Source organism: Bernardetia aquimarina (genome assembly GCF_042180575.1).
Lineage (GTDB): Bacteria > Bacteroidota > Bacteroidia > Cytophagales > Bernardetiaceae > Bernardetia.
In genome coordinates, this window is record NZ_CP170094.1 from 1,930,596 (window position 1) to 1,953,199 (window position 22,604).

23 protein-coding genes and 1 pseudogene are annotated in these 22,604 nt (G+C 32.2%); 18 read left to right on the forward strand and 6 right to left on the reverse strand.

Annotated elements, in window-relative coordinates:
• Positions 1–202: 202 nt before the first annotated feature.
• Both rimK and ACE193_RS08075 read right to left on the reverse strand, forming a co-directional pair.
• On the reverse strand, positions 203–1,138 hold the full coding sequence (gene rimK / locus ACE193_RS08070) for a 30S ribosomal protein S6--L-glutamate ligase (protein ID WP_375562492.1): 936 nt from the start codon (positions 1,136–1,138) through the stop codon (positions 203–205).
• Complete coding sequence (locus ACE193_RS08075; protein WP_375562493.1) at positions 1,135–1,569, reverse strand: ATP-dependent zinc protease; 435 nt, start codon at positions 1,567–1,569, stop codon at positions 1,135–1,137. The genes rimK and ACE193_RS08075 overlap by 4 nt, the downstream gene beginning before the upstream one ends.
• 55 nt (positions 1,570–1,624) lie before the next feature.
• Here ACE193_RS08075 and ACE193_RS08080 point away from each other — a divergent pair, with 55 nt between their 5' ends.
• Entirely contained in the window at positions 1,625–2,737 is a 1,113-nt protein-coding gene (locus tag ACE193_RS08080) for a DUF1838 domain-containing protein (protein WP_375562494.1), read from the forward strand.
• Between the two features lie 37 nt (positions 2,738–2,774).
• Here the strand turns inward: ACE193_RS08080 and ACE193_RS08085 are convergent, their stop codons facing one another.
• A complete protein-coding gene (locus tag ACE193_RS08085) occupies positions 2,775–4,586 on the reverse strand; it encodes an ABC transporter permease (protein WP_375562495.1) in 1,812 nt (603 codons plus the stop codon).
• Positions 4,587–4,786: 200 nt separating this feature from the next.
• Between ACE193_RS08085 and recN the strand changes: the two genes are divergently transcribed.
• From recN to ACE193_RS08115, 6 genes and pseudogenes are all read left to right on the forward strand, one after another.
• Positions 4,787–6,442 (forward strand): DNA repair protein RecN, encoded by a 1,656-nt coding sequence (gene recN / locus ACE193_RS08090; RefSeq protein ID WP_375562496.1) that lies wholly within the window; start codon positions 4,787–4,789, stop codon positions 6,440–6,442.
• Between the two features lie 30 nt (positions 6,443–6,472).
• Entirely contained in the window at positions 6,473–7,321 is an 849-nt protein-coding gene (locus ACE193_RS08095; protein ID WP_375562497.1) for a restriction endonuclease, read from the forward strand.
• Between the two features lie 172 nt (positions 7,322–7,493).
• Positions 7,494–8,663, forward strand: coding sequence for a carboxynorspermidine decarboxylase (nspC, locus tag ACE193_RS08100; RefSeq protein ID WP_375562498.1), 1,170 nt, complete (start codon positions 7,494–7,496; stop codon positions 8,661–8,663).
• Positions 8,664–8,725: 62 nt separating this feature from the next.
• Entirely contained in the window at positions 8,726–8,941 is a 216-nt protein-coding gene (locus tag ACE193_RS08105) for a DUF2281 domain-containing protein (RefSeq protein ID WP_375562499.1), read from the forward strand.
• Between the two features lie 12 nt (positions 8,942–8,953).
• Positions 8,954–9,349 (forward strand): type II toxin-antitoxin system VapC family toxin, encoded by a 396-nt coding sequence (locus ACE193_RS08110; RefSeq protein WP_375562500.1) that lies wholly within the window; start codon positions 8,954–8,956, stop codon positions 9,347–9,349.
• Between the two features lie 22 nt (positions 9,350–9,371).
• Positions 9,372–9,527: pseudogene (locus ACE193_RS08115) on the forward strand (carboxynorspermidine decarboxylase); the annotation flags it as partial.
• A 58-nt stretch (positions 9,528–9,585) separates the two neighbouring features.
• Here the strand turns inward: ACE193_RS08115 and ACE193_RS08120 are convergent.
• A complete protein-coding gene (locus tag ACE193_RS08120) occupies positions 9,586–9,867 on the reverse strand; it encodes a hypothetical protein (RefSeq protein WP_375562501.1) in 282 nt (93 codons plus the stop codon).
• Positions 9,868–10,179: 312 nt separating this feature from the next.
• Here ACE193_RS08120 and ACE193_RS08125 point away from each other — a divergent pair, with 312 nt between their 5' ends.
• From ACE193_RS08125 to ACE193_RS08175, 11 genes are all read left to right on the forward strand, one after another.
• Positions 10,180–12,888 carry a M1 family aminopeptidase gene (locus tag ACE193_RS08125; protein WP_375562502.1) on the forward strand — a complete coding sequence of 903 codons (2,709 nt, stop codon included), beginning with the start codon at positions 10,180–10,182 and terminating at the stop codon, positions 12,886–12,888.
• 68 nt (positions 12,889–12,956) lie between these two features.
• Positions 12,957–13,445 (forward strand): COG3650 family protein, encoded by a 489-nt coding sequence (locus ACE193_RS08130; RefSeq protein WP_375562503.1) that lies wholly within the window; start codon positions 12,957–12,959, stop codon positions 13,443–13,445.
• Positions 13,446–13,566: 121 nt separating this feature from the next.
• Positions 13,567–13,938 (forward strand): FtsL-like putative cell division protein, encoded by a 372-nt coding sequence (locus ACE193_RS08135; RefSeq protein WP_375562504.1) that lies wholly within the window; start codon positions 13,567–13,569, stop codon positions 13,936–13,938.
• A 145-nt stretch (positions 13,939–14,083) separates the two neighbouring features.
• The gene (locus tag ACE193_RS08140) at positions 14,084–16,210 is read left to right on the forward strand and encodes a penicillin-binding protein (RefSeq protein ID WP_375562505.1); all 2,127 of its coding nucleotides are present in this window, start codon (positions 14,084–14,086) and stop codon (positions 16,208–16,210) included.
• A gap of 39 nt (positions 16,211–16,249) precedes the next feature.
• A complete protein-coding gene (dcm, locus tag ACE193_RS08145) occupies positions 16,250–17,242 on the forward strand; it encodes a DNA (cytosine-5-)-methyltransferase (protein WP_375562506.1) in 993 nt (330 codons plus the stop codon).
• Positions 17,208–17,669 carry a HaeII family restriction endonuclease gene (locus tag ACE193_RS08150; protein WP_375562507.1) on the forward strand — a complete coding sequence of 154 codons (462 nt, stop codon included), beginning with the start codon at positions 17,208–17,210 and terminating at the stop codon, positions 17,667–17,669. The genes dcm and ACE193_RS08150 overlap by 35 nt, the downstream gene beginning before the upstream one ends.
• 77 nt (positions 17,670–17,746) lie before the next feature.
• Positions 17,747–18,547 (forward strand): IS5 family transposase, encoded by an 801-nt coding sequence (locus tag ACE193_RS08155; protein ID WP_375558806.1) that lies wholly within the window; start codon positions 17,747–17,749, stop codon positions 18,545–18,547.
• Positions 18,537–19,169 carry a HaeII family restriction endonuclease gene (locus ACE193_RS08160; protein WP_375563351.1) on the forward strand — a complete coding sequence of 211 codons (633 nt, stop codon included), beginning with the start codon at positions 18,537–18,539 and terminating at the stop codon, positions 19,167–19,169. The genes ACE193_RS08155 and ACE193_RS08160 overlap by 11 nt, the downstream gene beginning before the upstream one ends.
• 198 nt (positions 19,170–19,367) lie before the next feature.
• The gene (locus ACE193_RS08165; RefSeq protein WP_375562508.1) at positions 19,368–19,514 is read left to right on the forward strand and encodes a hypothetical protein; all 147 of its coding nucleotides are present in this window, start codon (positions 19,368–19,370) and stop codon (positions 19,512–19,514) included.
• Positions 19,515–19,765: 251 nt separating this feature from the next.
• Positions 19,766–20,293 (forward strand): DUF6452 family protein, encoded by a 528-nt coding sequence (locus ACE193_RS08170; RefSeq protein ID WP_375562509.1) that lies wholly within the window; start codon positions 19,766–19,768, stop codon positions 20,291–20,293.
• 66 nt (positions 20,294–20,359) lie between these two features.
• Positions 20,360–21,091, forward strand: coding sequence for a DUF6048 family protein (locus ACE193_RS08175; RefSeq protein WP_375562510.1), 732 nt, complete (start codon positions 20,360–20,362; stop codon positions 21,089–21,091).
• Positions 21,092–21,180: 89 nt separating this feature from the next.
• Here the strand turns inward: ACE193_RS08175 and ACE193_RS08180 are convergent, their stop codons facing one another.
• Positions 21,181–22,101: a hypothetical protein gene (locus tag ACE193_RS08180; RefSeq protein ID WP_375562511.1), complete on the reverse strand. Its 921-nt coding sequence runs from the start codon at positions 22,099–22,101 to the stop codon at positions 21,181–21,183.
• A gap of 15 nt (positions 22,102–22,116) precedes the next feature.
• Entirely contained in the window at positions 22,117–22,584 is a 468-nt protein-coding gene (locus ACE193_RS08185) for a hypothetical protein (protein WP_375562512.1), read from the reverse strand.
• Positions 22,585–22,604 lie beyond the last annotated feature (20 nt).

The following is a 22,604-nucleotide window of genomic DNA, read 5'->3' on the forward strand; positions in this document are numbered from 1 at the left end:
ATAGTTTTCAAAGGCTAATATCGCCATTTTCGATGTCCCTACTGATGATAACTTACAAAAAAAATAAAACATGATTAAATATCCTACTTTGTGTAACACCATTTAAAAAAAGAATTAGAAAGTGAGAATTTAAACTATCAAGACAACTTTGAGATATCAGACATAATTTGCTCAGTTACTTATTCTAATAATGACTTGAAATTTATTCATCATCTTCATCATCGTCTTCTTGCATAGCTGCAAGTTCTGCTCGTTTGGCAATTACGCCACGTTCTACATATTCGACTATTTTTGTAGCAATATCTACTTGTGTAGCCGTTTCTATTCCTTGCAAACCAGGAGAAGAATTTACTTCCAAAACCAAAGGTCCTCTATCGGAAATCAAAATATCTACACCAGCAACAGAAAGTCCCATTACTTTAGCAGCTTTTACGGCTGTTTTGCGTTCTATTTTTGAGAGTTCTATGATATTACTTTGCCCTCCTCTATGAAGGTTTGAACGAAACTCTCCTTCTTTTCCTTGTCGTTTCATCGAACCAACTACCTTTCCGTCCACTACAAAAGCACGAATATCAGCACCTCCAGCTTCTGCAATAAATTCTTGAATCAAAATATTAGCTTTCAAACCAGAAAATGCTTCGATAGTTGATTTTGCAGCTTGTGCTGTATCTGCCAAAACAACACCTAATCCTTGTGTTCCTTCTAAAAGTTTTATCACAACAGGTGTTCCTCCTACTTCACTAATAAGCATGTCGACTTCTTTGTCTTTTGGAAATTTAGCAAAAACCGTTTTAGGAATTCCGACACCTATTTTTGATAATAATTGAAGGCTACGAAGTTTGTCCCTAGATTGTGAAATACTTTGTGAACTATTGGCACAAAAAGTATCTCGCATTTCAAACTGACGAACTACGGCTGTTCCGAAATAAGTAACAGATGCTCCAATTCTTGGAATAATGGCATCGTATTGACCCAGTAATTTTCCTTTGTAATAAATTGTTGGAAGTCCTTTTTCCATTCCAAAATGACATTTGGTATGGTCAATGACTCTAGCTGTATGCCCTTTTTGTTTGATGGCTTCGATGAGCCTACGTGTAGAATACAAAGTATCACTTGTAGAGAGAACTGCAATTTTCATTTCTTTTTCTTGGGTAGAGGCAATAAATAGGTTTGTGAACAATCTACCAAAAAACGTTTGCTTAATAACTTTCTACCAAGCAAAATTGGGTAGCGCATGTTTTTTCGGTTTGTAAGTGTAAAATAGGTCTTATAATCGCTTCGTCCGATACGTACACGAGTATGGATTTTGTAACGAGTTTGTGCTACTCCGTTTGAGCTACGCACTTTGGCTTGAGAAAACTCCTCCAATTTATATTCTTTTTCTTGATAATCTTCATGAGTGGGATCTAAAATCGAAAAACACAAAAACTGTTTTCCTTCTTCTTCTATTACCCTAATATTATGACAATGTAGTGAAGAGGTATAAGCTCCTGTATCTGTTTTGGCATCTATTAAAGGAACTCCCAAATCAGTCAGTCCCACTTCTTCTACTCTTCCAATAATTTCCATTTTATGCTCGTTTTTTTGTAAAAATTTTCAAAATTATAATCTAAAACTTACTAATTTGTTTAGCTTTACAGAAAATCAATTAGGAATAGAATTAAATACCAACAACTACTATTTTATCAAAAAAGCTCAATGTATGTTTAGAAAAGCACATTTTAATCTTTTATTTTGGATAGGAATAAGTACTCTTAGCCTCACTATTTTTAGTTGTCAAACAAAGAAAAGCGAAATAAGTCAGAATAGCGAATCTAGCACTAGAAATTTTGGAACAAAAGACAAAATAATTTTAGATTCAGACCCAAGTAAAGAAATTAACTTAGAAGACGACAAACAAAATTTTGACGCTTTTATGAAAATTAGAAGCTCTATTGAAGGTTTGGATAGTTCGAATCAAACAAAAGAAAGTATTTACTATTGGGAAGGAAGTATTTATTCTTTCATTGATGGTCAGCGTAGTAAAAAGATACTGGGAATGAAAGGTTTTAGTGTATCAAGATGGCTAAAGACAGATTCTTCAAGACAATTATTGACTAGAGAAGTCGCTTTATATACAGACCCAAAAACAGGAAAGATTTTGGAGAAGATGAACAATCCTCTTTTAGATGAAAAAATTGATTCCGTGGAAATTATTCATGTTTGGAATAACCCTGTAAATCAACGATTCCCATATAACATCAAAGAAAACTATGAACAAAACCATAAGGAAAGTACAGTTTATGGCATTCCTTATAGTGAATTAGGCGAAGATATTGTTTGTTTTTATGCTGATATTTTTCTGACTTATCCGTCACTTATCACTCGCAAAGAATTTCCTCAAAATGTACAAAGTGATTTGTATCAAGGTGCAGAATTATTTCAGTTTTTTGTAAAAAAATCAGATTTAGAAAATCCAATGCTGACAGATGTTCCTGCTACTATTTCTTGGACACGTATAGGACAATGGCTTCCTTTTATGAATATGGGTGATAGAAAAGGGTATTTGGTATATCAGTGTAGAGGTTATAAAGTTTTGGAAGGGTTTGAAGGGTTGCCAAAAGATGTAAAAGACTATGTAAGAGCAAAACAACCTATTTTTGAACACGCTCCGACAGAATATTCTCAACCAAATGAAACGAGTTGGTCATATTTTAAGAAGGTTAAGGAGAATAAAAAAATAGAGATTGGAGAATAAAAAATTTTATTTCCATGCAGACTGTACCTATACTTAATTATTTCCCCTTCTTTATCGTATTTGGTAACTTCTTCTTTTTACTTACTTGTGAAAGCAAAATGGCAGGTAAAAGACTTACCAAAATAATTAGTAATGCAGGCAAAGCTGATTGAGCTACAAATTCTTGGTCTGCAAGTTCGTAGGCTTTTGTAGCAAGTGTATCATAATTAAAAGGGCGTAAAATAAGTGTCAGAGGTAATTCTTTACTCACATCTACAAAAACCAAAAGTAAAGCTGTCAGCATAGCAGGGCGAAGAAGTGGTAAAGTTATTTTGAAAAATGTCTGTGTCGAATTTTTACCTAACATTTTTGATGCAGACTCTAAAGAACTTCCTATTTTAATTAATTGACTTTCAACAGGTTGAAAACCAACCGACAAAAAACGAACAGAATACGCATAAATCAAAGAAACGACAGTTCCAGAAACAAACAAACCGATTTTTATATCAAAATTATTAAGTAAAAAGGAATATAACTTTTTATCAATCCAAAGAAAAACACCCAAAACTCCCACAGCAATCACAGCCCCTGGAACAGCATAACCCATAGTAGCAATTCGACTGATAGATTTTTGAAAGAATAATGAAAAAGGGTAATTTTTGATGTAACGAATAAAACTGTAATAATTTATTTTTTTGCCATTGTTGTTATCGTTACCTCTGCCGTTGTCCCCACTGACGAATACACTACCCCTCCTGCCGTTGTTGGTGTCCCCACCAACGACATGTAAACTATTAATTCGTTTTTGAAAAAGACCTAATAAAATAGCTACAATCACAACTACAAAAGCACTTAAAAAAGCCAAAGTAATTGTATGAGAAGCCAAATCATAAATTTCTTGATTCAAAACTTCGCTTATTCCTTTATCTTGAAATTCTTTGACTGTCCAAAAAATAAGCTGCAAAACAGGAAACCCAAAGGCAAAACAAAAAATAAAACTACAAAAAATTAAAGCGAGAGTTTGCTGATAAAAACTCAGTTTTTTTCTAGGCATTTGAGCCGTATTTTTATCATCTGAAAAACCCATCCTACCACGTTGTTTTTTTTCCAAAATCACTAAGAAAACAATCACTCCCAAAAGACACAAAGCCAGTCGCAGAGCAGCCTTTACATCTCCAAACTTAGCCCACGCACTAAAAATACCTGTTGTAAAAGTCTGGATTCCGTAATATTTGAATGTTCCGTATTCATTCAAAACTTCCATCAAGACAAGAAAAAGTCCACCAAAAATAAACGGACGAGCAAGTGGCAAAACAACCTTAAAAAAAGTATAGAAAGAGGATTTCCCTAGCATCTTTGAAGCCTCCCAAACACTTCCTAATTGATTCGAAAAAGCTGTTTTGCTTACTGCATAGACATACGGATAAAGAGCCAAAGACAAAATAAAAACACCTCCAAAATCTGACATAATTTGTACAGAAGGTAAATCATTTTCTCTCAAAAAAATACCAACTCCACCTGTATAAGAAAGTGTAGCAGCGTAAGTATAAGCCAAAATATAAGCAGGAATAGCAAGAGGCAATACCAACGCCCACTCAAAAAATTTACGTCCAAAAAAATCCGTTGTAGAAACAAGCCAAGCCGTCGGAACACCAAAAAAAAGCACTCCCACACTCACACCAAAAAGCATTTTGAGAGAGCCTAATGTATAATCCAATAAAAGATTTTTGGCAATATGATTCCAAGCTGTACTACTTTCACCATCAAAAGCTGTAAAAAGATACAAAATTGGCATACTCCACACCAAAAGAAGCCCAATTACTAAAAAATAAGACAAGAAAGAAGAAAAAATCGATTTTATTTTAGACATTTAGATAAAATTCAATACTTTTTGCTAATTTTGTGAGCAGAATAATTTATCTTACAAAGGTAAAAAACTATTGATTATTTAAACCTATAAGGTTTTGAAAACCTTATAGGTTTGTGTATTTTTAGTCTATTAAAAAAACATTCTAGTTATCTTTCAACCGTTGCTTGTGTTCCACGAGCGACAGTTTAATAAAAAATACTATGCTCAAACATTTGCTTATCGATAATTATGCGCTCATAGAGCATTTAGAAATCCAGCCAGATTCTCATCTCAACGTCATTACAGGCGAAACAGGTGCAGGAAAATCTATCTTGCGTGGTGCATTAGGACTTTTGGCAGGAAACCGAGCAGACACAAAAGTGCTTCTCAATCCTGATGGCAAATGTGTCATTGAAGGTACTTTTGATATTGCAAATTATAACCTTAAAAAAGTTTTTGAGAAAGAAGATGTAGAATACGACACAACATGTATTATCAGAAGGCAAATTTCGCCAAATGGTCGTTCAAGAGCTTTCATTAATGATACACCTGTTCCTTTAGATTCACTCAAAAAAATTGCTGTTCGTTTGATGGATATTCACGCCCAACACGATACTATGCAGCTTTTTTCGAATGATTATCAGAGAGATGTTTTGGATTTGTATGCCAATACAAAAACACTTTTGGAGATGTATGGACATGAGTTTAAGCAATACAGAAAAATCATAAAGAAATATGAAGAGCTAAAAAATGAAGAGATACGACTTCGAAAAGAGTACGATTATAACATGCATCTTTTGGAAGAACTAGAAAAAGCAGATTTAGAAAAAATAAATAAAGAAGAACTAGAACAAGAGTTAGAACGCCTTGAAAATGTAGATTTTATCCGAACTCAAATGTCGATTGCCTTTAATTCTTTGTCTGATGAAGAATATTCGGCTGAAAATATTTTGAGAGAAGCTGTTCATGCGCTTTCAAAAACGAGTTCTTTTTCACCTTCTTTCAATGCACTTTATGAGCGTTTGAATAGTGCTATGATAGAAATTCAAGATATTTCGAAAGAAATTGAAATCGAATCTGGTGAGTTAGTAACAGACGAAGAAACGGCAGGAATTGTAAAACAAATTTTGAGTGCTTTGTATCATTTGGAAAACAAACACAATGTTCAGAGCAGTGAAGAATTAATACAAATTCGTGATGAAATTGCTGATAAAGTAAGAAAAGTAGAAAATTTTGATGATGATTTGAAAGACTTAAAAGAAGAGATTTTAAGAAGTAAATCCTATTTGACAGATTTAGCAAATCAACTTACCGAACAAAGAAAGTCAGTTGTAGAAGATACACAAAATGAAATAAATTACCTTTTGGGAGACTTAGGAATGCCAAATGCTCGTTTTCAAATCGAAATTACGCCTATTTCTCTTAGCCCATCTGGTGCTGATTTGGTAGAATTTTGGTTTTCAGCAAATAAAGGAATTTCTCCACAGCCATTGAAAGATGTCGCTTCTGGTGGAGAATTTTCTCGTTTGATGTTGTGTATAAAATACCGTTTGGCAAAACACATTTCACTTCCTACACTCGTTTTTGATGAAATTGATACAGGTATTTCGGGAGAAATTGCCCTCAAAATGGGTAAAATCATTCAAGATATGTCCAAAACACACCAAGTTTTGATTATTAGTCATTTACCACAAGTTGCCTCACAGGGAAGTACACATTATTTTATTTACAAAGACAACTCATCTGACCGTACTGTTTCAAGAATCAAAAAACTCTCAAACGATGAGCGAGTAAAAGAAATTGCTCAAATGATTGGAGGTTCTACGCCAAGTACGAGTACGTATAATAGCGCAAAGGAACTTTTGCAAGTGAAATAAAAAGAATCATTTATTTTTACAAAAAAAATCATGAAAATACCTAAGTACGATAAATTTATAATTCCAACTTTGAAAGCATTAAAAAAACTTGGTGGTTCAGGTTCTATTGATGAAATTAATGAAACTGTGTATTTACTTGCAGAATTATCAGAAGAAATTTTGGAAGTTCAACACGATGAAAATGGCGTGCAAAGTGAGGTTGATTATCGTTTAGCTTGGGCAAGAACATACTTAAAGAAATATGGAGTTATAGAAAATTCTTCTCGTGGTGTTTGGTCATTAATAGATAATGAACTAGCCCCAGAAACTTTCAATTCTGATGAAATTGTAAAAAAAGTAAGAGAACTGACTTATCAAAGTAGAAAAGAGAAAAATACAAACATAAAAAACGAAGCAAAAGAAGAGGTAGAAGAAAATATAGACTGGAAAGAAAATTTAATATCAACTATCCTACAAATCGAACCCTCAGCTTTTGAAAGGCTTTGTCAAAGGATTCTTAGAGAAAGTGGTTTTGTGCAAGTGGAAGTAACTGGAAAAAGTGGAGATGGAGGAATTGATGGTAAAGGTATTGTTAGAATGAATGGTTTCTTGAGTTTTCACGTATTCTTTCAATCTAAGAGATATAAAGGCTCTGTTGGTTCGGGTGATGTGAGAGATTTCAGAGGTGCAATGCAAGGAAGAGCAGACAAAGGTCTTTTTATAACAACAGGAAATTTCACAAGAGAAGCTGTAAAAGAAGCCACTAGAGATGGTGCGCCTCCTATTGATTTAATTGATGGAGATTTATTATGTGATAAATTGAAGGAGCTTTCATTAGGGGTTAAAACAGAACTTATAGAGGAGGTTTCAATTAATACAGAGTGGTTTAAGAGAATATGAATATGGTATTTCTGATACAATTAGCTCAGTAAAACATCAAGATATAAAGTGAGTAATTTTTATTTCAACTCTTATTTATTTTCAAATAAAACTAACTTTACATAAAAAATAAAATCTAGCATTGTCAGACGCTTTCATAAGTGTCAGACAATTTTAAAATATATAAACTGTAATGATAGATATTTCAAAAATTCCTTCGCCTTGTTTTGTTTTGGAAGAAAAACTCCTTCGCCGAAATTTAGAAATTTTGGATAGTGTACAAAAGCAAACAGGAGCGCATATTATTTGTGCTTTAAAAGGCTTTTCGATGTTTAGTACATTTCCTTTGGTGCGCCAGTATTTACATGGTTGTACATCTAGTTCGCTTTATGAAGCTCGTTTGGCTTTTGAGGAATTTGGACAAGAAGTTCACGCCTACGCACCTGCTTATACAGATAAAGAATTTGACGAAATAATGACGTATGTAAATCATATTAGTTTCAATTCTCTTTCTCAATATGAACGTTTCAAAGATAAATTAGCCAAAAACGAAGCAAAAACAAGCAAAAAAATATCAGCAGGTTTGCGTATCAATCCCGAATATTCAGAAGTAGAAACCGATTTATACAATCCTTGTGTGCCAGGTTCCAGGTTCGGACTCACTTTTGATAAAATAGGCGAAAACCTTCCAGAAGGAATTGAAGGATTACATTTTCATACACTTTGTGAGCAAGGTTCGGATACATTAGAGCGCACACTTATTCATGTAGAAGAAAAATTTGGACATCTTTTGCATCAAGCAAAATGGCTTAATATGGGTGGTGGGCATCATATCACTAGAAAAGATTATGATGTAGAGCTTTTAGTAAAACTACTCAATAGAATAAAAGAAAAATATAATGTTCAAATTATCCTAGAACCAGGGGAAGCTATCGGTTGGCAAACAGGTTATTTGGTGGCTTCTGTTCAAGATGTGATGGATAGTAGAGGGATTGAGGTCGCTATTTTAGATGTTTCTTTCACGGCTCACATGCCAGACTGTTTGGAAATGCCCTATAAACCTAAAATTTGGAATGCAGAAGATGCTACTACAAGTTCGAAGAGTGAAGGAAAATACGTTTATCGTTTTGGTGGCTCTACGTGTTTGGCAGGAGATTTTATCGGAATGGGAGATTATGCCTTTGAAAATGAATTGAAAATTAATGATAAAATAGTTTTTGATGATATGATTCATTACACAATGGTCAAAACTTCTACTTTTAATGGCGTTCCACATCCAAGTATTGGCATTTGGAAAGAAAGCAATGAATTTCAATTAGTTAGAGAAATTGGTTATGAAATGTTTAAGAATAAATTGTCTTAGAACAAAAATAATTAAAGGTACGTTTATTTAAAAAATAAACGTACTCACAAATCAGAAAAAATATGAAAGACCAAGAAATATACTCAAAGCTATTTTTACTTAACTCTGACAACTTAAAACAAGAGTTATTAAATTTTATGGATTATTTACTCACAAAACAGTTTTCAGAAACTAAGACAAAGAAAACTCCTCAATTTGGTTGTGCAAAAGGAAAATTCAGAATGAGTGATGATTTTGATGAACCTTTAGACCATTTTGACGAATATATGCCCAATTAATCAAAAAATTGAATGAATATTTTGCTAGATACACATGCTTTAATTTGGTTTTTTGAAGGCGATAAAAAATTAAGTAATAAGGCAAGAAAAACTATACAAGAACCGAAGAATACTATATTTGTGAGTGTAGTAAGTTTTTGGGAAATTGTTATTAAAATAAGTATAGACAAATTGGAGATGGATTTGTCAATGGAAGAACTACAAAAATTAGTTTGGGAAAATGGAATACAAATCCTTCCTATAAAAATAGAACATACATTTTTGCTGAGAAATTTACCGTATTTTCATAAAGACCCATTTGATAGATTACTTTTTGTACAAGCATCATCTGAGAACATGAATTTGGTAAGTTGTGATGTTATTTTTGATGATTACTTAGATAGCAGTTCAATTAGTAGAATTTGGTAGAACAAATTAAAAATCAATGATTAAAATCGTTTTTGATGATATGATTCATTATACAATGGTCAAAACTTCTACTTTTAATGGAGTTTCTCATCCAAGTATCGGAATTTGGAAAGAAAGTAATGAATTTCAATTAGTTCGAGAAATTGGTTATGAAATGTTTAAGAATAAACTTTCTTAGAAAGAATCTGAAACACACTCTTTACAAAAAAAACTTTTTTCACAGAGTGTGTTTTTCCTTACTCACAGTCCAAATCCCTAAGTGTTTCTTGAAAAGAAGAAATATCAGCACTACTATAACAACCTGAAATATATGCTTCTAAAGCAGCTTTATAGGCATTACAGTTTGCAACTGAATTTGGGTCAGAAGAATAAGCTTGGGCAGTAACAGTAATATCATTGGCTAAAGAAATACAATCATTATTATTATCTTCATCTCTTTCACAAGAAGTCAAAGTACTTGAAAAAACTACTATTGTTACAATAAAGAATATTTTAGAAAAAAATTGAGGTAACTTCATTTTAATATCAGTTTGTGGTGTATCTAAAGTAAAATTAAACTTTTAGAGCTTTTATTATTGATTATTTGCTCTCAGTTTAAAGATACAAAATAGTTATCTAAATTTGGAGTACGACGATTTTCCCTTGTCTATAAAATACAAAATTCTCAATAGTCTTTTACAAAAAAAGCTCTTGATAATAGTTCAACTTGGATAGTTGTTGTTCCTTCTTACCTTTTTAAAAAGATAATTCAAGATTTTCCCCTTTTTTTATTCATTAAATTTGAGTTTTTTTGTAAGTTGTATAAAATTTTACAAAAATCTTTTTTCAGTATGAATAAATCGCTACGTTTCCCTTCTTTTTTTTCTGCTCAGTTTGTGCCTACATTTTTTGCAGTTCTTTTTTTCGTTTCTACTTCGCTTTTTGTGTCGTCGTGTAAACCTACACAATCTACCACGGATAATTCCACTAAAAAAGACACAACAAATACAGCCAATGAATTTCTTGTTCCGATAGAAGAATCTGAAAATCAATTTAAAAAAGATATTCCAGAGCCAATTTGGAAACCCAAAAAAGGAAGTTATCATGCTACCAAAACAAAAGAATTTGATTTACTTCATACAAAACTTAATATTACTCCAGATTGGGAAAGACAGTGGGTTTACTCAACAGCTACTCTGACAGTTCAGCCTCATTTTTATGACCAAAATAAAATTGATTTAGATGCAAAAGGACTAGCAATAGAATCTATAAAACTCTTGGCAGGAAGTTCAAAAAACCAAACTACAAAGCCGTTGCGTTGGGATTATGATGGAAAGTGGCTCACTATTCGTTTGGATAGAGAATATAAAAAAGATGAAAAAATAACAGTAGAAATAAATTATATAGCCAAACCAAATGAGGCAATTTGGACAAATAGTGTACTTTCAAATATTGAAGAAGAAGGTTTTTTCTTTATCAACCCAGAAGGCAAAACAAAAGGAAAACCAAAACAGATTTGGACACAAGGCGAAACGTCAAACAATTCCATGTGGTTTCCAACTTTTGAAGGTTCTAATTTTAGAGGAACACAAGAAGTTTTAATTACTGTAGCTGATTCTTTACAGACACTTTCAAATGGAAGACTTGTTTCTTCTCAAAAAAATAATGACGGAACACGTACCGATTATTGGAAAATGGAAAAGCCTCATGCGCCCTACCTTACAATGGTTGCCGTAGGAGAATTTGCAATTATTGAAGACAAATGGAAAGATGTCCCTTTGTATTATTACACCGAAAAATGGCACGCTCCGTATGCAAAAGATGTTTTTGGTAAAACGCCTGAAATGATAGAATTTTATTCCAACTACTTAGATTATCCATATCCTTGGGAAAAATACGCTCAAATTATCGTTCGTGATTATACTTCGGGTGCAATGGAAAATACAAGTGCTTCCGTTTTTATGGAAGGGCTTTTAGTAGATAAGCGTTCGGTTCAAGACCACGACTGGGAAGGAATTATTTCTCATGAACTCTTCCATCAATGGTTTGGAGATTTGATGACAGCAGAATCTTGGGCAAATCTTGCCATGAACGAATCTTTTGCTGATTATGGAGAGTATCTTTGGTTAGAGCATAGCAAAGGAAAAAAAGATGCCGACCAAAATATTGCCAATGAAAAAACAAGCTATTTTAGAGAATCTCAAGCCAAAAGAGAGCCTATTATTCGTTATTTTTATACAAGTGAGGATGATATGTTTGATTCTCATTCTTATGCAAAAGGTGCAGTAGTTTTGAATATGTTGCGTTATCATATTGGAGATGAAGCCTTCAAAATTACGCTTCAAAAATACGTAAAAGCAAATGCTTTCAAATCCGTAGAATTAGATAATTTGAGATTAATAGCAGAGGAAGTTACAGGAATGGATTTAAAGTGGTTTTTTAATCAATGGTTTATGGAAGCAGGGCATCCAGAACTAAATATTGAACAAAATTACCAAGATGGAACGCTCAAAATGACCATTACGCAGACACAAGATTTGCGTTATTCTCCTATTTATCGCCTACCTTTAGAAGTGGATATTTGGGAAAATGGAAAATCTACAAGACATAAATTTACCTTAGATAAAGCAGAACAGATTTTTGAATTTAAAACGGAATCAAAACCAGAGTTAGTTGTCTTTGATCCTTCTGGTTATCTTTTAGCTCAAAAAAATCAAGAAGAAAAAACACATCAAGAATGGCGTTTGCAAGCAAAGTATTATGAAAATTATATTCCAAAAATAGCAGCTTTATATAATTTGGCTGGTTCGGTAGAAAATGATACAACTTTTAATTTATTAATGGAAGTAGCAAAAAATAATGATTTTGCAGCATATAGAACACAGGCTATTCGTTCGCTAGGAGAATATAATCTTGCAAATTTAGAAAATCCAGAAGCAGAAGATGTTGAAAAACATATTACAGAAGTCGTAACTTTACTCAAAGAAATGGCTCTTAATGATAAAGATAACCTAACTCGTGCCTCTGCTATTGATATTGTTTCACAGTATGGAGCTTTTCCTCAACTTTGGGAACAAACTCTAAAAGATTCTTCTTATTTTGTGATCAGTAATACAATTTATTCATTGATAAATGTATATGGTGCAGAGGCGTTGGATAAAGTTGAGCCTTTCGAAAATATTGAAGAGCGTCATGTCGTTTATGCTTTAGGAGAATATTATTCTGTTTATGGAATTGAAGGAAAATATGATTGGTTTGTGAAAAATATGAATAGAATTTCGGGTTCAGAAATGAGTTATTTTCTCAATCATTTTACGCAATATCTTATCAATCAACCTAAAGATATTCAAAAAAAAGGAATTGATTATTTAGTTTATCAAGCCAAAACAAATTCGTTTGTTCAAACTCGTAAAGATGCTTATCAATCACTTATTGTACTCAAAAATGCTCTTGATGAAGAAACAAAACTTGAACTAGAAATCGAACAAAAAATGGATGAAATCAGAAACGAAGAAAAAGACCGTAGAGTAGCCGAATTTCAACAAGCTCTTGGTTTTTAATTTCTATCCTCAACGACGGTCTTGACCTCGTTGACGGTTTCTAGTTCACTTATTTAATCTAAAACACTATGAAATTTATTATTCCTATATTTATATTATTTCTTTGCTTTTCTTGTGATTCGCCTTCAAAAAGTCACGCAAGTACAGACGAATCTGATAAAAAAGTAGAAGAAAAAAATGAAGAACAAAAGAAAGTCAAAAAAGCCCCTATCCAAATAGGAACAGATGAAGTTTTATTTAAAAGTTTTGGAACTGAACCTTTTTGGAGTGCAGAAGTTCGTAAAAGTGGTATTTTGTTTTCAAAATATGGATTAGATTCTATAACTTTCGAATATGTAGAACCGAAAGCAGCAGAAAGCAGACCCATAGAATATTTTATGACTTATTTTTTGGAAGACCAAGACGGAAAACAAGCGCAATTAGTCGTCAAAAAAGGAGAAGAGTGTGCTTGTTCAGACGGAATGTCGGACAAAGATTATGGTTATCACACTTTCTTTTTATATGACAATCAAATGTTTGAAGGATGTGGAGAGAAATCAGTTACCAGTGAGGAGTAATTAGTTACCAGTTAATTTCAAATGAAATTTCAAAAATGTATTGGTATTTATCTTCATTTTATCATAAAAATCATATTAATCACTCGCTAATAAGTTACGGTATTTTAATAATTTAAGAAAAATGGCAAAAATTCAAAACACATTCAAACATATTGAGGAAGAAAAAGAAATCAAAATTCCTACAAAAAGAGGCTTTTGGAGAAATCTAGCTGAGTGGGATTTTACCATTGACCAAGATTTTTTATTCCGAATAATGCCTTATGTTTTGTATGTTTCTTTTTTTGGAATTATCTATATTGCAAATCGTCATTATACAGAACGAGTAGTTAGAGAAGTTACTCAGCTTCGTCAAGAAGTAGAAGAATATCAAATCGATTATCATGCTTTACAAACTCGTTATGTATATGATAGCAGAAGACAAGTAGTAGCTAAAAAAGCTGAACAATTAGGCTTAAAAGAAAGAGAAAAACCATTAGTAAGAATATCGGAATAGCCAATTACGAATTGTCAATTACGAATTACGATAAACTACTATTTCTATGCTAAATTTAGTAGTCGTAATTTTTAATTCATAGTTCGTAATTCGTAATCCGTAATTCGTAATTCGTAATCCGTAATTCGTAATTCGTAATTGATTTATGGCAAAAACAGGAATAAGAAAATACATACTCGCTCGTGTCCGAATCGCTTTTTTGGTGGTTTCACTGATTGCCTTAGTGATTGTTTATAAAATGATGAACATTCAGATTGTAGAAGGCGAGCGTTGGAGCAGTAAAGCTAGAGGTGTAGAAATGCGTGATGTACAACCGACTAGAGGAAGCATTTTGGCAGATGATGGCAGTCTTTTGGCTACTTCTTTGCCTTTTTATCGTGTTGCTATTGACCCAACAGTGGCAGATAGCAGCATTTTTGAAGGTGGAATTGATTCTTTAGGAATGCTCTTATCTAAGTTTTATAAGGAAGAAGAGCCTAGTTATTATGTAAATATTTTAAGAGACTATCGTAAAAACAAAAAGAAATATTACGTAATTAGTAAAGAATTAATTGACCACGAAAACTATAAAAAACTATCTAAATTTCCCATTTTTAGAGAAGGTAGAAATAAAGGAGGCGTAATTTACGAACAAACCGACAGACGTTTTTTACCTTTTGGAGAACTTGCAAGACGTACTATTGGCTTTGTAACCGAAGAAGATACCACTCAATCCTTGAACGGTAGAGGATTGGAGTATAGTTTTAATAGTGAGTTGCAAGGTGTGGCAGGTGAGGCATTGTACGAACTTATTGCAGGTGGTTTTTGGAAGCCTGTTGATGATATGTCGCAAGTCAGACCCAAACCAGGGATTGATATTCAGACTACGATTGATATAAATCTGCAAGATACAGTCCATCAGATTCTACAAAATGCACTTCGTCAGTATAAAGCAGAATATGGTTCAGTTATTTTAATGGAAGTAGCAACAGGAGAAATAAAGGCTCTTGTAAACTTGGGAATAAACTCAAACGGTTCGTATGTAGAAAACAATAATTATGCTGTCGGAGATATGGGACTTGCCGAACCTGGATCTACATTTAAGTTGATGTCTATGGCTGCACTTTTTGAAGATGAAGAAATTCCCATTTCATTATCAGATAGTGTCCAAACAGGTGATGGAGTTCATAAGTATTACGATGATGCAATTATGCGTGATGTGGCTGCGCTTGGAAAATTAAGTGTACAAGAAGTTTTTGAAAAGTCATCTAATGTTGGAATGTCGCTTTTGGTGTGGAAGTATTTCCGTAAAAATCCTGAAAAGTATTACGAATATCTCAAAAAATTTGGGCTTTCTCGTCCGTTAGGTTTTCAAATGGCAGGAGAAGCACAGCCTTATATCAAATCTCCTTCTGACTCTTCGTGGAGTGGAAGTACACTTCCTTGGATGTCTATTGGTTATGAGCTTAAATTATCTCCTCTTCAAACACTTTCATTTTATAATACGGTTGCTAATAATGGAGTAATGGTTGAGCCAATTATTGTAAGCCAGACAAGACAAGCAGGAAAAACACTAAAAAGTTTTGATTCTAAAGTATTAAACAAACAAACACTTTCAGAAAAAACAGTCAAAATATTACAAACAATGCTTCGTGGTGCAGTAGAAAATGGAACTGCCAAAAAAATTGACACAAAAATCTATCAAATTGCAGGAAAAACAGGAACTGCCGAAAAGGTCAGAAATGGAGAATATACCGAAGACCACTATACTTCTTTTGCTGGTTATTTTCCTGCTGACAATCCAAAATACTCGTGTATTGTAGTCATTGACGACCCAAAAACAGATAAGCGTTATGCTTCTGAAGTAGCTGCACCTATTTTTCGTAAGGTTTCTGATGTAGTTTATCAACGTTATTTGCACAAGCCTCTTTCAGAAGTTGAGCCAACAGCAACTGATAGTTTACACATGCGTTTGCCTTTTATTCGTGCTGGTTATCGTCCAGATTTGGATTTGGTATGTTCTCAATTAGGAATCAAAACAGAAAACCAAACGGTTCAGCAATGGGTAAAAACGAAAGTTGCAACCGATACAGTTATGTGGATAGACAATCAAGCTGCTGCAAGTCTTGTTCCTGATGTGCGTGGAATGCGCCTTCGTGATGCACTTTATTTGTTGGAAAACTTAGGAATGAAAGTCGCCTTTGAAGGAAAAGGAAGAATTGTATCACAATCTTTAAATCCTAATGTAGCCATTCCAAAAGGAAAAACTATTTATTTGAAATTGAAGGAATAGATTGTAGGGAATAGTATTATAGTTTTAAAATAAAATTTTATGAAAAAATTAAAGACAATAGATTTATTTGCAGGAATTGGAGGATTACGTTTAGCTTTTAAAAAATATAATTGTCAAAATGTATTTACTTCAGAATGGGATAAAGATGCTCAAAAAATGTATGAAGCAAATTTTGATGAAAAACCCTTTGGAGATATTACTCAAATTCTGCCACAAGAAATACCAAATCATGATATTTTATTAGCAGGGTTTCCTTGTCAGCCTTTTTCAGTAATTGGAAATAGAGAAGGTTTTTCGGATACTAGAGGAACTCTTTTTTTTAATATTGAAGAAATTCTCAAAGAAAAAAAACCTTATTCATTTGTCTTAGAAAATGTAAAACAGTTACGTTCACATGATAAAGGGCGAACTTTTAAAGTTATTTTACAAAAACTAGAAGAGTTAGGATATTTTGTACATCATACAGTTTTAAATGCTTTAGATTTTGGACTTCCACAAAAAAGAGAGCGTACAATTATTGTAGGTTTTAGAGAAAACATAAACTTCCAGTTTCCCAAGCCTTTAGGAGAATACCCACCACTTTCTGAATTTTTGACACCTGAAAATGAAGTAGATAAAAAACTTTTTGCTTCTCAAAAAATTTTAGATAAAAGACAAGCAAGATTAAAAAAAGAACCCTTTTTTCCCTCTATTTGGCACGAAAACAAAGGTGGAAATATTTCAGTTTTGCCTTATTCTTGTGCTTTACGTGCAGGAGGTTCTTACAATTATTTATTAGTAAATGGAAATAGAAGACTTTCAGAAAGAGAACTTTTACGTTTACAAGGCTTTCCAGAAGATTTTAAAGTTGTGGTTAGTTATACAGCAATGCGAAAACTGACAGGAAATAGTGTCGCCATTCCAGTTTTTGAAGCTGTTGCAGAAAAAATGATGGAGGCAATGGAAAGCAAAAAAATTCTTCCAATTACAAGACAACTTACTATTTTAGAATCTAATTATGAATATTCAAATAGCAATACAGGCACTAGATAAAGTTATCCAAAAATCAAGAGTTCATTTGTATAAACCTATACAAATTGCTGAAATTCTTTATAGGGATAGAGTAGAAAGAGATATTGACCTTTCTAATTTAGAAACTTATCGCAATCCTTCTAAAAAATGGCGAGACATAATTTGTATGCAGTTTCTGGGTAGAGTCAGTACTTCATCAGCTCGTTATCAAGATGATATTTTCAATCAAAATGCTATTCCTCCTGCTTTATTAGAGATATTGGGAAAAGAAAACAGAGCGAAAAATGGAATTATAGAAGCACATATTTACACACAATTTTCAAAGCGTTTTACTCAAATGAATAGTGCTTTAGATTATTGCAAATTACATGATAGAAGCAATTTTCAGCTCACAGAGTTTTTAGATTTATTTTGGAAGGAAAAAGGTTTAGAGCCTGTTCGAGTTTAGTTTAAAAAAAAAGAACATCAGATTTTTTTATTAGTTAAGTAATTGATTTTCAGTTACTAATTAAAATATCAATTTCTATGTTTACTAATGAATATTTATCTGATGCTCTTTGGCAATATATGAAAAAATTTATACCTTCTTCGTATTTGAAAAGAAAACGCAAACACAGTTTGTATAATTTATTTTCTGGTCTATTCTATCTTACTCGTTCAGGTAGCAGTTGGCGTTTGCTTCCTAGTAGTTATGGTGTTCCTTGGAGTAGCTTGTATGATTATTTCAGTAAGTGGCAGCAGACAGGTTGGTATAAAAAGCTGTTAGATAAGCTTGTTAGAAGGGAACGTATAGCACAAGGTAGAAATCCAAGACCTTCTTTGGGTTGTATAGACTCTCAAAGTGTTCAGAGTGTTTATGGAGGAGAGGCGATAGGAGTGGACGGCTATAAGCTCAAAAAAGGACGGAAACGGCATATTTTAGTAGATACGCAAGGAAATTTACTAGAATTAGAGATTAGTCCAGCCAATCAAGCCGATGTAAATCAACTTGCTTATTTGTCGTATTTAGCTCAGTTTAGAGGCAGACCATTTTTCAAAATTCTTGCTGATGCAGGGTATAGAAGTGGGGCTTTGGCTACTGAAATATTTAGTCAAACAGGAGTGCAAGTGGAAATTGTCAATAGTCCAAGAAGAGAAAAAAAAGATGATAAAGCATTTGTTCCACAACCCAAAAGATGGGTTGTAGAAAGAACATTTGCGTGGCTCAATCAGAACCGAAGACTAAAAGTAGATTATGAAAAAACAAGAAAATCTGCAAAGGCATTTGTGTATTTAGCTATGATTTTGAATCTCATAAACAAAGGAGCTAAAAGAAATAAAAAATAAAAACTCGAACAGGCTCTTAAAAAGAAGTCTCGATAAAATTTATGAAATAATCGTTTTTGCCCTTTTTTCTTCACTCGTTGAAGTGCTAGAAATTGATATTGAAGTTTCTTACAGCCCCTCTAAAAAGCCTATTTTAGAAGAGTTTTCTGATTTTACTTCTCGCATTTTAAATCTATCCACAGACAAAAATAACTTTAAAACTAAAGCAAAAATTCATAGAGTTGGAGTTACTAATGCAGCAGATAGAGGGTTGGATATGTGGTCTAGTTTTGGTTTAGCAATTCAAATAAAACATCTTTCATTAAATGAAGAAATGGCTGAAAATATTGTCAATTCTATTACAGCAGATAGAATAGTAATTGTATGTAAAAAAGCTGAACAAAAAATAATTCTTTCTCTTCTTAATCAAATTGGTTGGAAGTCAAAAATTCAGACTATTGTAACAGAAGTAGATTTAATAAATTGGTATGAAAAGGCTTTAAGAGGAGAAAACAACAATTTGATAGGACATAAAGTAATAGAAATTTTGAATAGCGAAATTGAAACAGAATTTCCTGCAACGAAAAATACAGAGTTTGAAGACTTTGTTAAATCAAGAAATTATCAACTGCTTTATACATAAAACTCTATAAAAAAACCTCCCCAAAAGAAAGATAAACATTCTTTTGAGGAGGTTTCAATTAAAGTTAAATTAGAAAATGCACAATTATCTAGCAACCTTCAAAATTTGATGAGTTTGCTTAAATTAAAAGATAAAGAGTAATAAACTTAGAGTAGAGTTTTTGCGTTAATTATGAAGAACATTAAAAAATATAATTATATGAATACTACCTATTTAGTTGATACAGAAGGAAATAAAATAGCTGTGCAAATTCCAATAGCTGAATGGAATTTGATTGAAAAAGAAATGCAAAAACTACGTAAAAAATTGAAATTAGTGAGAATTTTAAAAAAAATTAGAACCTGAAAGTTTAAACTGTCAAGCCACTTTTAAAATTTCAGACAGATTGTAATAACCTATAAATAATTTTGCCCAGTTACTTAACCCAAAACTTTCTATCTATTTGTATAAAGCCTATTCAAAGTGTTAAAATTGAATAGGTTTTTTGTTTGTGCTTATAAATTCTATTAAAAATCAAAATTAGAGAATTACTTTAGAGAGTTTTATCAAACTCTTTGTTACTTTTGTGGCTACAAATTTTATTTAAAACTTGATTTATGCCAAATCTTCATTCTAAATACGTGTTAAGACTTTTATACTCTTCTCTTATTTGTTTTCCTTTTTTACTCTCTAGTTGTGAAAACTGCACTTTTATTAGTGATAATGTACAATTTGCAGCTATTTCCTTTTATGCAAACGAAGATAGTGAAGTAGCTATAGACACAGCATTTAATAAAATTGTAGGGGTTTTTACTCGTACTAATGAAGTAATGCCTACTGCGCTATACGATTCTACAAATAAATTGAAGACTTTCGAACTGCCTATTTTCACTCGTGTAGATACAACAATGTTTGTTTTTTATAAATATAGAACTCTAAATTCGGTTCGTGATACTATTCAAGATACTTTGACAATGAAATATAGAGTCAATGTAGAAATTTTACCTCCTGATTGTGGGTATGATGAAGCCATTAATAACGTAGAAATTCTTTACAGTACTTTTACTAGTGCGAAGGTAATAAGAGAAGAATTGAAAGAAATCAATGCAGATAATCCTTTACCTCATATCAGAATTATTCGATAAGTTAAAATAGATTTAATTGTAACTATAATGAAAAAAAAATATTTTAATTTTTTTACACCATTTTTTTTGACAACTCTATTATTTATTTCATTTTTTGGAATGAATACTGTTTTGGCACAATTTACAACAAATGATACTACACAAGTAGTTGTAAAAAAGAAAAAAGAACCAAAGTCTCCAGCCGTTTATACACCTATTTCTTTTCGTTTGGGATTAGATATGTGGTCTATGATTAATAATGCTCGTAATCCAAATATTTTGCGTTTTAATGGTAATGCAGAAATTACCTTGAACAATATTTGGTTTGCTGTTTTGGAAGGTGGTTATGGTGATGCACTTTCCTTCAAAGATATTCCAAATTCTTTTGAGTATCAAAATGTAGGTTATTTTGGTACAATAGGTGTGGAATATAATGTAATACACCGTCTTTTGGATAGAGAAGCTATTGTTTTGGGAGCAAAATATGGTTTTGCTAACTTTTCTCACAAAGTAAATTATAATATTGATGATCGTTATTGGGATTTAGAAGCTGTCGAAAATCCACGTACCCGTTTTTCAAGACAATTAAATGAAGATAATATAACTTTTAGTTGGGCAGAAATTAATGCTGGATTAAAAGTAAATCTAGCTAGAAAAGGATTTTTATCGCATATCTACATGAGTTATTTGTTCAGAATTCGTATGCGAATCAATCAACCAGATGATGTACTTGCTAAACCCACAACGATTGCAGGTTTTGGGCAAAATGATAAGCCTGTAAACCTTGGTTTTAGTTACTTTCTGAGTTATGAATTTTAAGTGTATAATATGTTGCTTGTATAGACATAAACAAAAAAAAGTATTCAATTAAAGCTAAAGAAAATACGTCCTCAGAAGCAAACATATAATTATGCCTTGAAATTCAATTTTAATTGCTCGCAATATTCCATAAAATCACATTTATAAGGAGAAAGACAATACTCTCCCATTTCTATTTTTGGCTCTTCGCTCGCAAGTACAGTTTTGAATTTTTGTATTAATGAATCTATATCTTTTATTCTTTCCTCTAATTCATTTTTTACATCAATTATATTTCCTTCGTTATTTTCATCTCTCAAAACGACATTGAATGTATTGATGGCTGTTTCTCCAAACTTTTGTTTACAGATGAAATATTGAATTGCCAAATCATTCCAAATTACGTCCTGCATATAAATATGAGATTTGATTTCATAAAAATCATACAAGTTTTCACTTATTTTATCCACCACATCACACATGACCAAAATATCACTTTCTATAAAAGTAGCTTCAAAAAGAGTGATTTTTTCGTTTTTTTTCAATAAAAAGTCTGTATAAGAAGGAAAATAACCAAAATTGAAACCTAGGTTTTCTTTTACATTGATTCCATTTTCAAAATTTTGTTCTCTAAAAAGGTCTTCAAATTGATGTCCTTTTTTGAAAAGTGCTAGTGTTTTTGCGCTTGGTGGAGTGCGTTCTTTTTTCTTGTGTTTGTCCAAATACAGATATTTTACACATTGTTTTCCCTTGACAAATGAAGATTTAGAGAGATTCCAGTTTTGAAACTCTAAGGCAGACTGAGATTTATTTTCGTTTTTTTCTTGCTTTTCTTCTTCTTTAACTTCATTGATTTTCTCTTCCAAAAGACTAATCAAATGCAATGGATATTTTTCATTTCCTTTATATTGCTTGAGTTTTTTTATTGCTTTTTTATAATTCGTAAAGCTAAGGTTGTAGTCTTTCATTTCGAAAGCTATTTTGCCTAGTTTTATCGAATTGCTGTCTATGAATTTTATGTAGTCATTCATGAGAAATGAGTAGTTTTAAAATTTAGGTGTTGGCATAACAGAATTCCACATAAAAATCATTGCTATTACTCCTCCCAAAAGCATAAAAGGAATCGTTATTTTGATATACTTTGCACTAGGATTATTTCTTAAAAGTCCTGGATGATTTGCCATAAACTCTGCTCCACCTTTGAAATAAACCCACCAAGCCATTAGGATATATAATCCTATAAGTGAAAAATGAAAAAATAATACTATCGGATTCATCATTCTAGGAGCAAAAAACTCAAAAATATTATTTGTCATTCCTGTCAAATCTCCTATTCCCATTATAACCCAAGGAATATTTCCAAAGAAAACCCAGCCTTTGAAGTAGTTATCATACCCTTCTTTTAGTTCAGGATTCTGTTCTATGTACTTATTAGCTCTAAATTTTAGGATAACACCGTTGAGCAGTGTTACTAAAATGAATAGTATCCAGCCATGTTTGAATATAAGTTCCATTTTTTAAGTGATTAGTTTTT